Annotated in this window: 16 protein-coding genes; 6 read left to right on the top strand and 10 right to left on the bottom strand. The window is 61.9% G+C overall.

All coding sequences use genetic code 11. The features are described 5' to 3' along the window. Positions 1-66 precede the first annotated feature (66 nt). A complete protein-coding gene (locus LUU92_RS26555; RefSeq protein ID WP_071490284.1) occupies positions 67-639 on the top strand; it encodes a DUF2780 domain-containing protein in 573 nt (190 codons plus the stop codon). Here LUU92_RS26555 and yihG read toward each other — a convergent pair. Further along, on the bottom strand, positions 636-1,523 hold the full coding sequence (yihG, locus tag LUU92_RS26550) for a 1-acylglycerol-3-phosphate O-acyltransferase, YihG family (protein ID WP_071490283.1): 888 nt from the start codon (positions 1,521-1,523) through the stop codon (positions 636-638). The two genes, LUU92_RS26555 and yihG, sit on opposite strands and share 4 nt — an antisense overlap. Positions 1,524-1,696: 173 nt before the next feature. Between yihG and rloA2 the strand changes: the two genes are divergently transcribed. From rloA2 to creD, 4 genes are read left to right on the top strand one after another with little or no spacing between them, the layout of a single operon-like run. Continuing rightward, positions 1,697-2,197, top strand: coding sequence for a retropepsin-like aspartic peptidase RloA2 (rloA2, locus tag LUU92_RS26545; RefSeq protein WP_058426668.1), 501 nt, complete (start codon positions 1,697-1,699; stop codon positions 2,195-2,197). Positions 2,198-2,206: 9 nt separating this feature from the next. Next, positions 2,207-2,875, top strand: a complete 669-nt coding sequence (creB, locus tag LUU92_RS26540; RefSeq protein WP_071490282.1) for a two-component system response regulator CreB — start codon at positions 2,207-2,209, stop codon at positions 2,873-2,875. Continuing rightward, entirely contained in the window at positions 2,875-4,314 is a 1,440-nt protein-coding gene (creC, locus tag LUU92_RS26535; RefSeq protein ID WP_257102859.1) for a two-component system sensor histidine kinase CreC, read from the top strand. The genes creB and creC overlap by 1 nt, the downstream gene beginning before the upstream one ends. Before the next feature lie 52 nt (positions 4,315-4,366). Next, complete coding sequence (gene creD / locus LUU92_RS26530; protein WP_257102858.1) at positions 4,367-5,740, top strand: cell envelope integrity protein CreD; 1,374 nt, start codon at positions 4,367-4,369, stop codon at positions 5,738-5,740. A 186-nt stretch (positions 5,741-5,926) separates the two neighbouring features. On the opposite strand, the gene LUU92_RS26525 is transcribed toward creD, so the two are convergent. The 8 genes from LUU92_RS26525 to LUU92_RS26490 all read right to left on the bottom strand — a co-directional run bounded on the left by LUU92_RS26525 (position 5,927) and on the right by LUU92_RS26490 (position 14,692). Next, the gene (locus LUU92_RS26525) at positions 5,927-6,556 is read right to left on the bottom strand and encodes a glutathione S-transferase family protein (RefSeq protein WP_257102857.1); all 630 of its coding nucleotides are present in this window, start codon (positions 6,554-6,556) and stop codon (positions 5,927-5,929) included. Between the two features lie 34 nt (positions 6,557-6,590). After that, positions 6,591-6,767 carry a hypothetical protein gene (locus LUU92_RS26520; RefSeq protein ID WP_092242210.1) on the bottom strand — a complete coding sequence of 59 codons (177 nt, stop codon included), beginning with the start codon at positions 6,765-6,767 and terminating at the stop codon, positions 6,591-6,593. Next, positions 6,764-7,858, bottom strand: coding sequence for a PepSY-associated TM helix domain-containing protein (locus LUU92_RS26515; RefSeq protein ID WP_257102856.1), 1,095 nt, complete (start codon positions 7,856-7,858; stop codon positions 6,764-6,766). The genes LUU92_RS26520 and LUU92_RS26515 overlap by 4 nt, the downstream gene beginning before the upstream one ends. A gap of 63 nt (positions 7,859-7,921) precedes the next feature. Continuing rightward, the gene (locus LUU92_RS26510; RefSeq protein ID WP_257102855.1) at positions 7,922-10,351 is read right to left on the bottom strand and encodes a TonB-dependent siderophore receptor; all 2,430 of its coding nucleotides are present in this window, start codon (positions 10,349-10,351) and stop codon (positions 7,922-7,924) included. An 85-nt stretch (positions 10,352-10,436) separates the two neighbouring features. Further along, entirely contained in the window at positions 10,437-11,417 is a 981-nt protein-coding gene (locus LUU92_RS26505) for a FecR domain-containing protein (protein ID WP_071490276.1), read from the bottom strand. Further along, a complete protein-coding gene (locus LUU92_RS26500; protein ID WP_071490275.1) occupies positions 11,414-11,932 on the bottom strand; it encodes an RNA polymerase sigma factor in 519 nt (172 codons plus the stop codon). The genes LUU92_RS26505 and LUU92_RS26500 overlap by 4 nt, the downstream gene beginning before the upstream one ends. A 133-nt stretch (positions 11,933-12,065) precedes the next feature. Beyond that, the gene (locus tag LUU92_RS26495) at positions 12,066-12,773 is read right to left on the bottom strand and encodes a 3'-5' exonuclease (RefSeq protein ID WP_071490274.1); all 708 of its coding nucleotides are present in this window, start codon (positions 12,771-12,773) and stop codon (positions 12,066-12,068) included. Then, complete coding sequence (locus LUU92_RS26490) at positions 12,770-14,692, bottom strand: putative nucleotidyltransferase substrate binding domain-containing protein (RefSeq protein WP_170856044.1); 1,923 nt, start codon at positions 14,690-14,692, stop codon at positions 12,770-12,772. The genes LUU92_RS26495 and LUU92_RS26490 overlap by 4 nt, the downstream gene beginning before the upstream one ends. Positions 14,693-14,938: 246 nt before the next feature. On the opposite strand from LUU92_RS26490, the gene LUU92_RS26485 reads away from it, so the two are divergent. After that, a complete protein-coding gene (locus LUU92_RS26485; RefSeq protein ID WP_058426679.1) occupies positions 14,939-15,385 on the top strand; it encodes a response regulator in 447 nt (148 codons plus the stop codon). A 149-nt stretch (positions 15,386-15,534) separates the two neighbouring features. Here LUU92_RS26485 and LUU92_RS26480 read toward each other — a convergent pair whose 3' ends face one another. Continuing rightward, a complete protein-coding gene (locus LUU92_RS26480; RefSeq protein WP_071490272.1) occupies positions 15,535-17,712 on the bottom strand; it encodes a malate synthase G in 2,178 nt (725 codons plus the stop codon). Between the last annotated feature and the right edge of the window lie 125 nt (positions 17,713-17,837).

The following is a 17,837-nucleotide window of genomic DNA, read 5'->3' as shown; positions in this document are numbered from 1 at the left end:
CCGGAACAATGCGTCGGATACCCAGTCAAACGCCTGCTTTCACCCCTACACCCAGAGGTTGTTTCGATGAAGATTTCACGCGGTTTCGCCCTTTCCTGCCTGATGACCCTGGCAGCCGGCCCGGTGCTTGCCGCAGGGTTCAGCCTTGGCGACGCGGCCAATGCCATTTCCGGCATGCAGGGTGGTAACAACAAGGCAGCGGCAGCAGCGCCGTCGTCCGAGACGGCCGGGTTGCTGAGCGCCCTGACCTCGCAACTGAACATCACCCCCGAGCAAGCGGTCGGCGGCACGGGCGCCATGCTGGGGCTGGCCAAGAACAAATTGAGCGGCAACGACTATTCGCAACTGGGTAATAGCGTGCCTGGCCTCGACCAACTGTCGGGCAATAATGCGTTGGGCAGCCTCGGGGCCTTGAGCGGGATGCTCGGCCAGGCTGGCGGTAGTAAGACCAGCGGCCTGGATGGCCTGCTGGGTAACGTGAAGAACACCAACGACCTGAATACTGCGTTCAGCGCCTTGGGCATGGACAGTGGCATGGTCGGCCAGTTTGCCCCGGTGATCCTGCAATACCTGGGTGGCCAGGGTGCCAGCAGCTCGGTGCTGGGCAAGCTGGCCCAGGCCTGGGGCACCGGCAGTTAAAGGCGCTCCGCGCGCAGTTGTTCGATGCGTGCGTCCTTCTCCGTCCAGAGCTGGTTCACCCAGTCCTGGACGGTCTGGCGAAATGCCGGATCATTCTCGTAATCTCCTTGCCACAGCGCCGGGTCTAGCTCACGGGTGCGGATATCGATGATCACCTTCGGTACCGATCCGCAAATCAAATCCCAGAACCCTGGAATCCTGTCTTGCGGGTAGACCACCGTCACATCGAGCACAGCATCCAGTTGTTCACCCATCGCCGCCAGCACGAATGCCACACCGCCCGCCTTGGGCTTGAGCAAGCGGGTGAAAGGTGAGCCCTGCTGTTTGCGCTTGGCCTCGCTGAACCGCGTACCTTCCAGATAATTGACCACCGTCACCGGCTGGCGCTTGAACAGCTCGCAGGCCTCTTTGGTGATCTTCAGATCCTGCCCCGCCAGTTCCGGATGCTTGGCCAGGAATGCCTTGGTGTAGCGCTTCATGAACGGGTAATCCAGCGCCCACCAGGCCAGGCCCAGGAAGGGCACCCAGATCAGCTCTTTTTTCAGGAAGAATTTGAAGAACGGCGTACGCCGGTTGAGGGCCTGGATCAAGGCCGGGATGTCAACCCAGGATTGGTGGTTGCTGATCACCAGGTAACTGGTGTCACCCCGCAGATCGTCGCCGCCGCGAATGTCCCACTGGGTCGGGATGCACAGCGAGAAAATCAGCTTGTCGATCTCGGCCCAGGTCTCGGCGATCCACATCACCGCCCATGACATGTAGTCACGCAAGCGCCCCGGGGCTACCAGCTTGAGCAGGGCAAACACCATCAACGGACCGAACAGCACGAGGGTGTTGAGCAAGAGCAGCAGGGTGACGAAACAGCCGGTGAGCAGGCGGCGCATAAGTAACTCTTGGAATCTTGTGGGCGGGCCATCATAAGCAAGGTGAGTCTAGAGGCCAAATCGCAAATCACCGTACGAATGTTTCACAATGTGCCGGGTATGGTGGGGTTAGCTAACTAACCGGCGCTTTTGCGGTCTAGAATCCGCCTACTTCTTTCCGAGGACATCACTTCGTGAAACTGCTTCTTGCCTCCCTCGCCCTGGTTGCCGTGCCGGTCATGGCCGCCGAACCGACCCTCTACGGTCGCTACGAATATATCCAGTTGCCGGAGATCGGCGAAACCTTCAAGGCCAAGATGGACACTGGCGCGCTGACCGCCTCGCTGTCGGCCCGCGACATCCAGACCTTCACCCGTGACGGTGACGATTGGGTGCGTTTCCGCCTCGGCGGCAAGGACGCGTCCGATAAGGTCTACGAGCACAAAGTCTCGCGCATCAGCAAGATCAAGAGCCGCGCCGACGAAGATGAGGACAAGGACGAAGCCACCGTGGCCAAGCGCCCGGTGATCGACCTGGAAATGTGCCTGGGCGACGTCAAGCGCACCGTTGAGGTCAACCTCACCGACCGCAGCAGCTTCAACTACCCGCTGCTGATCGGCGCCAAGGCTCTGCGCGAGTTCGGCGCTGCGGTCAACCCGGCGCGTCGCTACACTGCTGACAAACCGGACTGCTGACGGACCACCATGCCCCACATCCTGATTGTCGAAGACGAAGCGGCGATAGCCGACACGCTGATATTCGCCCTGCAAGGCGAGGGCTTCACCACCACCTGGCTGACACTCGGCCAGGCGGCGTTGGAGCATCAACGCCAGACGCCGGCCGACCTGATCATCCTCGACATCGGCCTGCCGGACATCACCGGGTTTGAAACCTGCAAGCAACTGCGCCGGTTCAGCGAAGTGCCGGTGATGTTCCTCAGCGCACGGGATGGCGAGATCGACCGGGTGGTGGGGCTGGAAATCGGCGCCGACGATTATGTGGTCAAGCCCTTCAGCCCTCGGGAAGTGACGGCGCGGGTCAGGGCGATCCTCAAGCGCATTGGCCCAGGAGCTGCGCCGGTGGTGTTCCAGGTAGACCTGGAGCGCATGCAGATCATGTATCGCGGCCAGCCGTTGAGCCTCACGCGTCACGAATTCCGCCTGCTGCAAAGCCTGCTGGAACAGCCTGAACGTGTATTCAGCCGCGAGCAGCTGTTGGACGCGGTCGGCGTGGCGGCGGATGCCGGTTACGAACGCAACATCGACAGCCATATCAAAAGCCTGCGCAGCAAGTTACGCAACGTGGCTGCCGACGCCGAGCCGATCCAGACCCATCGCGGCCTCGGCTACAGCTACAGCCCGGGCAACAGCTGATGCGCCTGGGGCTGCGGATCTTCCTGGTGTACGCGCTGTTTATCGGCCTGACCGGCTACTTCGTGCTCAGCACCGTGATGAAGGAAATCCGCCCTGGCGTGCGCCAGTCCACCGAAGAAACCCTGGTGGACACCGCCAACCTGCTGGCCGAAATCCTGCGCGACGACGTGAAGAACGGCACCCTCGGCCAAAGCCACTGGCCCGAACTGCTCAAGGCCTATGGCAATCGCCAGCCGGGCGCGACCATCTGGGGATTGCCGAAAAACCAGGTCAACCACCGCATCTACGTGACCGACGCCAAGGGCATTGTGTTGCTCGACTCCACGGGCGAAGCGGTGGGGCAGGACTATTCCAAATGGAACGACGTGTACCTGACCCTGCGCGGCGAGTACGGTGCGCGCTCCACCCGCAGCGAGCTGGATGACCCCACTTCCTCGGTGATGCACGTGGGCGCGCCGATCCGTGACAACGGCCAGATCATCGGCGTGGTCACCGTGGCCAAGCCGAACAGCTCGTTGCAGCCCTACGTCGACCGCACCGAGCGGCGCCTGCTGTGGTACGGCGCGGGCCTGGTGATTCTCGGCCTGTTGCTCGGCGCGCTGCTGTCGTGGTGGCTGAGCGTTGCGCTGCGTCGCTTGACGGCTTACGCCGAGGCGGTCAGCGAGGGCCGGCGCGCCGAGTTGCCGCACTACCGTGGCGGTGAACTCAAGCAGTTGTCCACCGCCGTCGAGCACATGCGCACGCAGTTGGAAGGCAAGGCTTACGTCGAACACTACGTGCACACCCTGACCCACGAATTGAAGAGCCCGCTGGCCGCGATACGCGGCGCGGCAGAGTTGTTGCAGGGCGACATGACCCGTGAGCAACAGCAGCGTTTCGTCGGCAATATCGACAGTGAAAGCGCGCGCCTGCAGCAGTTGATCGAACGCCTGCTGAACCTGGCGCAGGTCGAGCAACGCCAGGGCCTGGAAGAGCAGGTGAGCATCCCGCTGGCAGCCATGGTCGATGATGTGCTCAAGGCGCAATGTGCGCGGATCGAAGGCGCCGGGTTGCACGTTGAACAGACGATTGCGGCGGATGTGAAGGTGTACGGCGAACCCTTCCTGCTGCGCCAGGCCCTGGGCAACTTGCTGGATAACGCCCTGGATTTCACACCGCCTGGCGGCACCTTGAGATTCAGCGCGCAGACCCGGCACAACGACGTACAGGTGAGCCTGTTCAACCAGGCTGCGCCGATTCCCGACTACGCCCTGCCGCGCCTGAGCGAACGGTTCTACTCGCTGCCACGCCCGGCCAGTGGCCGCAAAAGCACCGGCCTGGGCCTCAACTTTGTCGAGGAAGTGATGAAGCTGCACGGCGGCGCGTTGCAGATCGGCAACGTGCAAGGCGGCGTGCAAGTGGTGCTGCATCTCCACACAGTCTCCACATTGCCCACATAAATCTCCCACACAGGCTGCCCAGACTCTCCTCCATCCAAACAGGGAGAGACCCATGAACCGCAGCCTGCTTTTCAAACTTGGCGCGATTGCGCTGCTGATCCTGCTGTTGCTGATTCCGTTGCTGATGATCAACGGGATCATCAGCGACCGCCAGCAACTGCGCGACGGCGTCCTGATGGACATCGCCCGCAGCTCCAGCTACGCCCAGCGCCTCACCGGCCCGGTGATGGTGGTGCCGTATCGCAAGACCGTCCGCGAGTGGAAGCTCAACGAAAAACTCAACAAACGCTACGAAGTCACCCGTGAAGAGCGCGGCCGGCTGTATTTCCTGCCGGACCGTTTTGAACTCGACGGCAAGGTGCAGACCGAACTGCGCGCACGGGGCATCTACCAGGCGCGACTGTTCCATGCTGACAACCGCATCAGCGGGCGTTTCGAATTGCCCGCGCAGTTGGGTATCACCGAAGACTTCGCCGATTACCGCTTTGAACCGGCGTTTCTCGCGGTGGGCATCAGCGATATTCGCGGCATCGAAAATGCGTTGAAGCTGGAGCTGGGCAGCCAGCAGCTGGAGTTCGAACCGGGCTCCCAGGTGGACTGGCTGGGTGAAGGCGTGCACGTGGCGCTGCCGGAGCAGGACAGCAAAAAGCCCTATGTCGTGGACTTTGCCTTCGACCTGCGCCTGCAAGGCACCGAACAATTGCAAGTGGTGCCGGTGGGCAAGACCAGCCAGGTATCACTCGCCTCCAACTGGCCGCACCCCAGCTTTATCGGCAACTTCCTGCCGGCGCAGCGTGAGGTTACCGACAAGGGGTTTACCGCCAACTGGCAGACCTCATTTTTTTCCACCAACCTCGAACAGGCCCTGCAAACCTGCCTGGACGGGCAGGGCTGCAATGACTTCAACAACCGCAGCTTCGGCGTGAACTTCATCGACCCGGTGGACCAGTACCTCAAGAGCGACCGTGCGATCAAATATGCGCTGCTGTTCATCGCCCTGACCTTTGCCGGTTTCTTCCTGTTCGAAGTGCTCAAGAGCCTGGCAGTGCACCCGGTGCAGTACGCGTTGGTGGGCTTTGCGCTGGCGTTCTTCTACCTGCTGTTGTTGTCGTTGTCCGAGCACATAGGCTTTGCCCTGGCCTACCTGATCTCGGCCAGTGCCTGTGTGCTGTTGATCGGCTTCTATGTGTGCCATGTGCTGCGCAGCGTGGCGCACGGGCTGGGCTTCTCGGCGGGGTTGGCGGCGTTGTATGGCTTGCTGTACGGGTTATTGAGTGCCGAGGACTACGCGCTGCTGATGGGTTCGTTGCTGCTGTTCGGCCTGCTGGGCACGGTGATGGTGTTGACGCGCAAGTTGGACTGGTATGGCGTGGGCAAGCGCAAGGCGGCCGAGCCGTTGATGTTTGACCTGGAGGCGGTGCAATGATCGGGTTACGCGAGGATCAGCAAGTGGGGGCGCAATTAGCCGCAAGGATCGCTACATTCCTCAATACCACCGCCGTTCAATGTGGGAGTGGGCTTGCCCGCGATAGCGGTGGTTCAGAAACAGCTGTGCTGAATGACATACCGCGATCGCGGGCAAGCCCGCTCCCACATGGGGTCGGTGTGAACATCAGGTCGGTGGCTGGGTTTCCAGCATCGAAGGCCGCTGGCTGACCTCGGCGTACCAGGCGGCAAGCTGCGGGTTGTCCAGGCGCCATTGCATATCCGGGTGACGGAAATCGAGGTAACCCAGGGCACAAGCCACGCTGATGGCGGCGATATCGAAATGGCTGGCCAGTTCGGCAATCGCATCGGCTTCCAGCTCGGCGAGGGTGCGACGGATCTTGTTGCGCTGTTCGTCGAGCCACTGGTCCCAGTGTTTTTCTGCCGGGCGCAGGGCGGTTTCGTAGCGCACCAGCACGGCGGCATCCATGATGCCATCGGCCATCGAGGCCAGGGTCAGGCGGCGCCAGCGGGCCGAGCCGTCGCGGGGGATCAGCGGGGTGCCGGCGTGCTGGTGGTCGACGTAATCGAGGATCACCCGGCTGTCGTGCAGTACTGAACCGTCGGCCAGGCGCAGGGCCGGGATCTTGCCCACGGGGTTGCCTTCTACCACCTGCGCATCCGGGTTGACCGGGGTCGGCATGCAGCCGTACAGGGCGACGCGATCCTGCTGGCCGGTTTCAGCCAGCAGCACGCGAACCTTACGAACGAACGGTGACGCGGGGTTGTGGAACAAGGTCATGCTGGGAGCGGACATGGGCATTCCTCTGAATGGGCTGCGCTAATCTATCTCACCGTTTGATCAAGGCCCAAGTACCAATTGCAGCGGGGATGCCCAGCCCGAGCCAACTGAGCGAATCCCACAGCCCATCCCCGAGCAGCGCCGCAAACAACCCGGCGGCGCTGAGCAGGCCGATCCCCAGAGGGATCCCGAAGACCTTCCAGAAACTCGACTGACGTGGCTTCATGTTCGGCGCCTTACGATCCACAGGTAGATCCCGCTCACCAGCACGATGATGGTCAGCCCATCCAACACCGCCCACAGGATCTTCATCGGCATGCCGCCGTAATCGCCAAAGTGCAGCGGCTGGGACATGCCCATGGCGTCCATGTACCACGGCCGTTCGGCGACGGCGGTGACAGCCAGGGTGCTGGCGTCGATCAGTACCGGCGTGAGCAAATGCGAGGTGAGGTGGGTGCTGCCTTTCATGAACACCGCGTAATGGTGTTCGCTGGAAAAGCGTGTGCCGGGGAAGGCGATGAAGTCCGGCTCCATGCCGGGGGCGGCCTTGGCGGCAATCGCCAGCAGTTCGGTGGCCGGGGCGCGTTGAGTCAGGGGCGGGGCGTTTTTGTAAGGCTCGATCATGGCGCTGAGGCTGTCCTGGCGCCAGGCGGCGATGATCAGGTCGGCGCAGGCGCTGATCACGCCGGTCACGCCCACCACCAGCGCCCAGGTCAGGGTGACCACGCCGATCAGGTTGTGCAGGTCGAGCCAGCGCAGGCGGGTGGATTTGTCCTGACGCACGGTGGCGAACTTCAGGCGGCGCATGAACGGCAGGTACAGCACCGTGCCGGAGATGATCGCCAGCACAAACAGAACCCCCATGAACGCCAGCAGCAACTTGCCCGGCAGGCCAGCGAACATATCCACATGCAAGCGCAGCAGGAACATCGTGAACCCGCCGTTGGCCGCCGGGGTTTCCATGGCTTGGCCGGTGCGCGCGTCGAGCAGGAAGGTGTGCGACGAGTTGGGCTCGGTGCCGGCGTTGGCGGCCATGATCGCGATCACGCCGTTCTTGTCGTCTTCGTCCCAGGCCAGGTACTGCATGGCGTCGCCGGGGCGATGGGCCTGCGCGGCGCTGACCAGTTGCTCCAGGTTGAGCTGCGGCGTGTCGGCGGGCATCTGCGCCAGCTCGGGCTCGTTGCCCAGCAGGTGGTCGATCTCGTGGTGAAACACCAGCGGCAGGCCGGTGAGGGCGAGCAGCAGCAGGAATACCGTGCAGATCAGGCTGGTCCAGGTGTGGATGAAGGACCAGCGGCGGATGGTTTTGCTTTTCATGTTTTCAACCTTCAGACACACCAAAGCCGCCCATTGGGGCGGCCCGGTGGTTAACTCAGCCGATTACCACTGGTAGGTGGCACTGGCGACGACGCTGCGTTGGTCGCCGAAGTAGCAGTAGGAACCGTCACAGGTGGAGATGTAGTCCTTGTTGAACAGGTTAGTGGCATTGAGTTTGACCGAGGCGCCTTTGAGGCTGTTGTCCAGGCGACCCAAGTCGTAATGCACCGCACCGTCGAAAACGGTGTAGGCGTTGGCTTTGCCGAGCCAGGTGTTGCCCTGGTCGCCGTAGGTGTTGCCGGTGTAGCGCGCGCCGAAGCCGATACCGAAGCCGTCCAGTACACCGGTGTGCCAGGTGTAGTCGGTCCAGAGCGACGCTTGCTGATTTGGCATCAGTTGCAGGCGGTTACCTTTGAAGTCGCCTTTTTGGACTTCGGATTTGGCCAGTGTGTAGGCGGCGATCACCTTGAGGTTTTCGGTCACGTCAGACACGGCTTCCAACTCCAGGCCTTTGACTTTCACTTCGCCGGTCTGGTCGGTGACCGCCTGGCCGCCTGCACCTGTGCTGGTGACCAGCACGTTTTTCTGGGTCAGGTCATACACCGCCGCACTCAACAGGGTATTGGAACCGGGTGGCTGGTACTTGATCCCGAGTTCCCACTGCTTGCCTTCGGTTGGCTTGTACGATTTGAGTGGGTCTACGCTGGCGTTGCTCGCTGGCTGGAAAGATTCAGCGTAGGACAAGTACGGCACAAAGCCCGAGTCGAACACATAGCTCAACGCTGCGTTGCCACTGAAGTTCTTGCTGCGGTCGGTGTTGGTGACGTCGTTCTTATTGAAGTAGGTCGTGCCCTGATGGACCCAGTCTTCACGACCGCCCAGGGTCAGGCGCCAATTGTCCAAGGCCATCTGGTCTTGTACGTAGAGGCCGGTCTGGATGGTTTTTTGGTTGTAATCGTAAAACGCATCGGAGCGTGGAGGACGTACGACCGGCGTGGTGTTTACAGGATTGAAGATGTTGACGGTGCCTGCTCCGCCGTAGATCGACAGGTATGACGTATCGGTACGCTGGTAATCCAGGCCCAGCAGCAGGGTATGCGTGACATCGCCGGTGGCGAAGTCTGCCTGGAAGTTGTTGTCGACTGCGAACTGGCCGATGTTCTCGTCGACGTTGGTCGAGGTGCGGCCGATGTTACCGGCAGCGTCAACCGGGTAATAGGCATAAGCGCCCACGGTCAGTTGCTGGAACGACAGCTCCGACTTGGTGTAGCGCAGGTTCTGTTTGAACTGCCAGGTGTCGTTGAAGCGGTGCTCGAACGCATAGCCCAACGCGTAATAGGTGCGGTCGTAAAACTCGTAGTCCGGGTCGCCCAGGTTCTTGTGATGGGACACATCGCCCAATGGCGATTTGATCTTGGTGCCCACGATAGGCAGGAACTGACTGGTGGCGCCCGTATCGTCGCGAGTGAACTGCGACAGGAAGGTCAGCTTGGTGTCCGGGTCGATGTTCCAGGTCAGGCTGGGCGCAATGTTGTAGCGCTTGTTATCGATGTGGTCGACCTGGGTGCCGGCATCCCGCACCACGCCGCTGAGGCCATAGAGGAACTGGCCTTCGTCATCGATCTTGCCGGTGCTGGCGAAGTTGATCTGGCGGTAGTTGTCGCTGCCGTATTGCACCTGTACGGCATTGCTCGATTCAGCACTGGGGCGGCGGCTGACCATGTCCAGCAAACCGCCCGGCGGGGTCTGGCCGTAGATCGACGAGGCCGGGCCGCGCAGCAGGGCGAGGCGGTCGAGGTTCCAGGTTTCGGCTTTCGGGTTGGCGTACACACCGCGTGGCAGCGGCAGGCCGTCGAGGAACTGGGTTGGTTCGAAGCCGCGCACGCGCATCCAGTCGTAGCGGGTGTCGCTGCCGTAGCTGGCGGACACGATGCCGGGCATGTATTTGACCGCATCGTCCAGGTTCTGCACGTTGCGGTCCTGCATCTGCTGGCGCGTGGCAACCGAGATCGAACGCGGCGCCTCGACCAACGCGGTGTCGGTCTTGGTGCCGGCGGCAGTGCGCTTGGCCAGGTAGCCGTCGACCGGGCCCCAGGCGCTTTCATAGCTGTCCTGGCCGGTGATATTGGTGGTCGGCAACGCTACGACGCCTTCCGGAATTGCCACCAGGGTGTAGGTTCCCGCACTGCTTTGTTCCAACTGCAGTCCCGTCCCTCGCAACGCCTCACGCAGCGCTCCGGGTGCGTCGAACTGGCCCTGGACCGGCGCCGAGGTCTTGCCCGATGCCAGTGCCGGGCTGAGAGTCAGTGCCAGGCCGCCCTGGCTGGCAATCTGGTTCAGGGTGCTGGCCAGTGGCGCCGCCGGCAGGTTGTAGGCGCGCACGCTGGACGCCTGTTCGGCGGCGATCAGCGACGTGCTGGCCAGCGGGGCGCCGAGGGCAATGGCCACGGCTAACAGGCTGGGGCGCAACAAGGTGTCTAGCGTGCGGGACATAGGGCGGCTCCTGAATGGAAGTAATTCGCAATTGCCTATGTGCCGAACGAGAATCAGAAAGTGATAGGGCGGGGGGAAATATTTTTTATTTGGCGGCAGGTGCCTTGCCAGTCACCGTCACCCACCACGGCGTGTGCTGCTCGATCTGCACCGGCAGGGTCGGCAGCAGCGCATTAAGCGCCAGCGTGGTGTCGCGCAATGGGAAGCTGCCAGTGATGCGCAGGTCGGCCACGTTTTTATCCACACCCAGGTAACCGGTGCGGTAGCGGCTCAATTCCTCGATCACATCGCCCAGGCGGGCGTTGTCCACCACCAGCATGCCGCGGGTCCACGCGTCGGTGGCGGGGGTAACGGCCAGCAGTGGGCCGAGGCCGTCGCTGCGCATCAGCACTTGCTGGCCGGCCTTGAAGATTTGCTCCTGATGCAGCGCCTCGGGCTGGGCGGCCACCGCCGATTGCAGCACGCTCAAGCGCGTGGCGTCGTCTTCGCGCTTGACGATGAACCGCGTGCCCAACGCCCGCAGGCTGCCGTCGCGGGTTTGCACATAGAACGGGCGGGCATCGTTATGGCCGGTCTCGACCAGGATCTCGCCTTCCTGCAATACGATCAGGCGACGTTTTTCATCAAAACGCACGTCGATGGCGCTGTGGGTATTGAGGTTGATCAGCGTACCGTCCGCCAGCTTCAGCGTGCGCTGTTCACCCGTGGCGGTACGTTGGTCGGCCAGCCAATAGTGGATCGGCACATAGCGCTCGCCTGCAAACAACGCCAGGCCGATCACCAGTGCAATGCTCGCCAGCCCACTGCCCAGCTTGCGCACGCGTTGGCGAATGCCTTCGCGCGATTGCAACAACGCCACCCGCGCCGGGCCCGAGGCCATGCTGAAACGCTGGTCGAGCATGCCCAGTTGGCGCCAGGCGCGGGCGTGCTCTTCATCGCTGGCCAGCCATTTATCGAACTCTTCGCGCTCAATGGCGCTGCCGTCGCCTGAATCAAGGGACAGCTGCCAGGCAATCGCCGCATCCAGCACGCGGGCCGACACGGGTTTGGAGCTGATCACCGTCACAGCGGCTCGCCATACAGCGCGATGTAGCACTGGCGAATGCCCTGGGCCAGGTACTGGCGCACCCGGGGTACGGATACGCCCAGGCGATGGGCGATTTCCGCGTGGCCCAGCCCGTCGAGGCGGTTATAGAGGAAGGCGGCGCGGGCCTTGCTCGACAGCTTGCCGAGCAGACGGTCGATGGCCTTGAGGTCTTCGAGGATCAGTTGCTGTTCTTCCGGCGAGGGATGTTCGCTTTCCGGGATCAGCATCAGTTCGGTGAGATACGCCTGCTCCAGGGCGGCGCGGCGGAAGTAGTCGAACAACAGGCCCTTGGCGATCGCCACCAGAAAGGCCCGTGGCTCGCGGGGTTCGCGCAGCTCATCACGGCCGAGCAGACGTGTGAAGGTGTCCTGGCTCAAATCCTCGGCACGGCTCGGGCAGGCGACGTTGCGTCGAAGCCAGGCCAACAGCCAGCCACGATGGTCGCGATACAACGCACCAACAAGCTCACTGCGTGGGTTCTGGATCGACGACAAGGCATCACCTGGTAAACGCGATGTTTAAACTAACGAGAATTATTCGCGATTGTGTCAGAGCCGTGGGGTGGGCGCAATTGGCGTCTGTCGGTTTGTACCGGGGCAAGCCTGCTCACCACAAGGATCGGCGGCCTTAGAAAGAGGGCGCGTGTTTACGCCGTTTCCATTGGCTCAAACGCTCTAGCAGCGCCTGTGGCGTGTCGATGTGCTGCGCCCGTGCGCGGCTGAACAGGATCAGCATCAGCTCTGCCGTGGCCAGGGCATCGGCGCTGGCGTGATGGCGCTCGCCCACGTGCAGGTTGAAATGGTTGATCCAGTCGTCCAGCCCGGCCTCGCGGATATGCGCGTCGGGGCACAGCAAAGGGGCGATGTCGGCCACGTCCAGGAACGGGTGGGCCAGGCGGTAACCCAGGCTGTCCTTGAGCGCCCGGCACAGCATGTGTTGATCGAATGGCGCATGGAAGGCCAGTAAAGGGCTGTCGCCGACGAACTCCATGAAATCCAGCAGTGCCTCGGCCGGGTCGCTGCCGGCGGCAATGGCACTGGGGCCGAGGCCGTGGATCAGTACGCTGGGGCTGAGTCTGGTCTCGGCGCGTTGCAGGGTGCGTTCGAACATCTGGGAGAAGTCCACCGCGCCGTCCTCGATCACCACCGCGCCGATGGACAGTACCTGGTCGCGATTGAGGTTCAGGCCACTGGTTTCCAGGTCCACCACCACCCAGCGCTGGCTGCGCAAAGGTTCGTTGCCTAGAGGCGAAGGCTTGCACAGTTGCTCCAGGCGCTGTTGTTGCGTGCTGTCGAGCCCCGGTTTTTTCGTACGCAGCCAGTTGAACAAGCTCACAGCTGATACCGTAACGTCAGGCTGCTTTGCAGGCGTTGGGCCTGGCGCAGGGATTCCCGCAGGATGCGCCGGTCCAGATGGTTGAGGCTGTCGGGGTCGACGCGGTTGGAATACGGCTGGTTCTCGCGGGTCTGCAACTGGTGCTGCTGCATGCGGGTTTGCTGGATAAAGTGGTAGGCCTCTTCGTAGGCGGCGCCGTCCAGGGGCTCGATCACTTCCTTGACCACCAGTTGGCGCAGGCGCTCCAGGGTGTTGTTGGCGTGGATGCCATTGGCCAGGGCCAGCAGGCGCGCGCCGTCCACAAATGGCGTAAGGCCCTGCACCTTGAGGTCGAGGGTGGCTTTCTCGCCCCCTTTACGGGTCAGCACAAACTCGCGGAAGCGTCCTACAGGTGGGCGCTGGCGCAACGCGTTCTCGGCCAGCATGCGTTGGAACAATCGGTTGTCCGCGACCTGATCCAGAATGCCCTGGCGCAGTTGCTCGCAGCCACGCTCGTCGCCCCACACCACCCGCAGATCGAAATAGATACTGGAACCCAGCAGATTCTCCGGCGTGGCCTCGCGGATAAACGCTGCGAAACGGCGCGCCCACTCAGCCCGCGACAGGCACAACTCCGGGTTGCCGGCCATGATATTGCCCTTGCACAAGCTGAACCCGCAGAGCGCCAGGCTCTGGTTGATCTGCTGCGCCAGCGGCAGCAGCCGGCCACGCATCTCGGCCGCTTCGGCGGCGTCCTTGGCATCGAACAGGATGCCATTGTCCTGGTCGGTATACAGCGTCTGCTCGCGGCGGCCTTCGCTGCCAAAGCACAGCCAGCTGAACGGCACGCCGGGGTCGCCTTTCTCGGCCAGGGTCAGTTCGATCACCCGGCACACGGTGTGGTCGTTGAGCAGCGTAATGATGTGGGTGATCTGGGTGGACGACGCACCATGTGCCAGCATGCGCTCCACCAATTGGCCGATTTCGCCGCGAATCGCTACCAGGTTGTCTACCCGCGGTGCGTTGCGGATGGTGCGCGCCAGGTGCACCAGGTCCACCCGTTGCAGGGAAAACAGGTCGCGTTCGGACACCACGCCGCACAGGCGCTGCTCCTTGACCAGGCACACATGGGCGATATGCCGCTCGGTCATGGCGATGGCCGCGTCGAAGGCGCTGTGGTCCGGGGTCAGGAAAAACGGTGCCTGGGTCATATGGCCTTCAATGGCCCGGCTGAAATCGCTGGTGCCATCGGCCACCACCTGGCGCAGGTCGCGCAGGGTGAAAATCCCCAGGGGCGCTTTGTGTTCATCGACGATCACGATACTGCCCACCTGCTGCTCATGCATCAGCGTAACGGCCTCGCGCAGCGGTGTGGTGGGGCTGCACGTTACCGGGTGGCGCATGGCCAATTCACCCAGGCGAGTGTTCAGGGAGTATTGAGTGCCGAGGGTTTCCACCGCCTTTTGCTGCACTTGCTGGTTGACCTGGTCCAACAGGCTGCTGACGCCGCGCAGGGCAAAGTCGCGAAACGGGCTGGACAGCGCGAACAGCTTGATAAACGCCGGTTTGTTCAGTTGCAGGCAGAAGGTGTCTTCGGCGGCCTTGTGCTCGGTGCGGGTGGCCCGTTCGCCGAGCAGGGCTGCCAGGGGGAAGCATTCGCCCGTGGTGATTTCAAAAGTGGTTTCGGCGCTGTCCGGCCGCTCGCCCACGACGCGACCCTGCTTGACGATATAAAAATGCTCTACCGGGCCGCCCGACGGTTTGAGGATGCTGTCGCCGGGGCTGTAGAAGCGTAACTGGCACTGTTCCACCAAAAACGCCAGGTGCGCGTTTTCCATCTGGTTGAACGGCGGGAAACGTTGCAGGAATTGCAGGGTGCCGTGGATATTTTGCAGTACAGCAGTTTTCCCCGCCTGGGCGTAGGCATCAGCTTTACTCATAACAGTGACCGCAGTTTTTTTGTCGTTATCGTCCCTCATGGTCGACTCCTGCGCAGCGGGTGCCCATTGGACGTAAGTCTAGGTCGCTGAAAACACCATAGAACTAGGGAAAAACCTTACATGACTATCGTCCAAACCCCGTAGAACACCCACTAGTCAAACTTTCCGACGAAGTGCACATTGATCGCCCTTCCACAGATGTCTGACGAGTGTGCTGGGAGCTAGATGAGAATTGCTGAGAACCGTATGTCCGACCACGATATTTTGAGCGATGCCGAGCGTGAGGCGCTGAGCGCCGTGATGCTGGAGCCTGATTTACCGCCACAACGCGTGTTGATTGTTGACGATGACAAGGACGCGCGTGAACTGCTGGCGGAAATCCTGGGGCTGGACGGTATTCGCTGCATGACCGCCGACAGTGGTGAGGCGGCGTGGGATTTGTTGAAGTCCAGCAGCTCTATCGGTTTGTTGATCACCGACCTGCGCATGGCGCCCAGCAATGGCCTGGAACTGATCCGACAAGTGCGTGAATCCACCCGGGCGGCGTTGCCGATCATCATCATGTCGGGAGACGCCGAAGCGCCGGACGTGATCGATGCGATGCACTTGAGCGTAGTGGACTTTTTGCTCAAGCCGATTGATAGCGTGAAATTGGCAAAGATGGTGAAGCGGGAGTTGGGGATGGCGTCCTGATTCTGCGGTGTCTATAACGGCCTTATCGGGGGCAAGCCCCCTCCCACATGTTCTATGAGTTGGGGGAGGGGGCTTGCCCCCGATAGCGCCAGTTCAGCCACCACAACCCCAAAGAAAAAGCCCCGATCTCTCGATCAGGGCTTTTTCATTTACAGGCCGTTTTTAGCCTTGAACTCCCGACGCCGACGGTGCAACACCGGCTCGGTGTACCCGTTCGGCTGCTTGGTCCCTTCAATCACCAACTCCACCGCTGCCTGGAACGCGATGTTGCTGTCGAAATCCGGCGCCAGCGGACGATACAACTTGTCCCCGGCATTCTGACGGTCCACCACCGGCGCCATGCGCTTGAGGCTTTCCATCACCTGGGCTTCGTCGACGATGCCGTGGCGCAGCCAGTTGGCGATGTGCTGGCTGGAGATACGCAGGGTGGCGCGGTCTTCCATCAGGCCCACATCGTTGATGTCCGGCACTTTCGAGCAGCCGACGCCCTGGTCGATCCAGCGGACGACATAACCCAGGATGCCCTGGGCGTTGTTGTCCAGCTCGTTGCGGATCTCTTCGTCAGACCAATCGGTGTTGCTGGCCAGGGGAATGGTCAGGATGTCGTCCACCGACGCGCGCTCGCGCTTGGCCAACTCGGCCTGGCGGGCGAACACGTCGACCTTGTGGTAGTGCAACACGTGCAGCGCCGCCGCCGTAGGCGATGGCACCCACGCGGTATTGGCACCGGCCAGTGGGTGGGCGATTTTCTGTTCGAGCATCGCCGCCATCAGGTCGGGCATCGCCCACATGCCTTTACCGATCTGCGCACGGCCTTGCAGCCCGGTGCTCAAACCGATATCGACGTTCCAGTTTTCGTAGGCGCCGATCCATTTTTCCGCCTTCATCGCCGCCTTGCGCACCATCGCGCCGGCTTCCATGGAGGTGTGGATCTCGTCGCCCGTACGGTCGAGGAAGCCGGTGTTGATAAACACCACGCGCTCGCTGGCGGCCTTGATGCAGGCCTTGAGGTTGACCGTGGTGCGGCGTTCCTCGTCCATGATCCCGACTTTCAGCGTATTGCGTGGCAGCTTCAGCACGTCTTCGATACGGCCGAACAGCTCGTTGGTGAACGCGGCTTCTTCCGGGCCGTGCATCTTTGGTTTCACGATGTACACGGAACCGGTGCGGCTGTTCTTGCGGCTGCTGTTGCCGTTGAGGCTATGGATCGCGGCCAGGCTGGTGATCAGCCCGTCGAGAATGCCTTCCGGCACTTCGTTGCCGTCTTTGTCGAGGATCGCGTCGATAGTCATCAGATGACCCACGTTGCGTACGAACAGCAGCGAACGGCCATGCAGCGTCACGTCCTGGCCATTTACGCCGGTGTACACGCGGTCGGCGTTCATGGTCCGGGTGAAGGTCTTGCCGCCCTTGGACACTTCTTCGGCCAGGTCGCCCTTCATCAGGCCGAGCCAGTTGCGGTAGATCACCACTTTATCGTCGGCATCCACGGCGGCGACGGAGTCTTCGCAGTCCATGATGGTGGTCAGCGCGGCTTCCACCAGCACGTCTTTGACGCCGGCGGCGTCGGTCTGGCCGACCGGGGTGTTGGCGTCGATCTGGATTTCGAAGTGCAGGCCGTTGTGTTTCAACAGGATCGCAATCGGCTGGGCGCTGTCACCCTGGAAGCCGATCAGTTGTGAGTCGTCGCGCAGGCCGCTGTTGCTGCCGCCCTTGAGGCTGACGATCAGCGTGCCATCGACGATCTTGTAGCCGGTCGAATCCACATGGCTGCCGGCGCTGAGCGGTGCGGCTTCATCGAGGAAGGCGCGGGCGAAGGCGATCACCTTGTCGCCACGGACTTTGTTGTAGCCCTGGCCCTTCTCGGCGCCGTCGGCTTCGCTGATGGCGTCGGTGCCGTACAGGGCGTCATACAACGAGCCCCAACGCGCATTCGAGGCGTTGAGGGCAAAGCGCGCGTTCATCACGGGCACCACCAGCTGCGGGCCGGCCATGCGGGCGATCTCGTCATCGACGTTTTGGGTCGTGGCCTGGAAATCCGCGGCTTCTGGCAGCAGGTATCCAATGTCTTGCAGGAAGGCTTTGTAAGCCACGGGGTTGTGCGCTTTACCTGCGTGAGTCTGGTGCCAGGTATCGATCCGCGCTTGGAAATCGTCGCGTTTGGCGAGTAGGGCTTTGTTCTTCGGTGCCAGGTCGTGGATGACCTTGTCGGCACCGGCCCAGAACTGGTCGGCAGTGATGCCGGTACCGGGAATGGCTTCGTTGTTCACGAAGTCGAACAGGACTTTGGCGACCTGCAGGCCACCGACTTGAACGTGTTCAGTCATTGCTTGCCTCACTCTGCGGAGCTTATGCGCTTTTTCAGATTTTCATTATGTAGTGCACGGTTGGGCATACTACATGATGACTTGCGGTTGTGAAAATTAGACTAAATACGTCGTTTAGCGACCCA

It is taken from the genome of Pseudomonas extremorientalis (genome assembly GCF_024584605.1).
Classification (GTDB): Bacteria; Pseudomonadota; Gammaproteobacteria; order Pseudomonadales; family Pseudomonadaceae; genus Aquipseudomonas; species Aquipseudomonas extremorientalis.
Note: the sequence above shows the minus strand (reverse complement) of the source record. Positions and strands in the feature narration are given on the sequence as shown.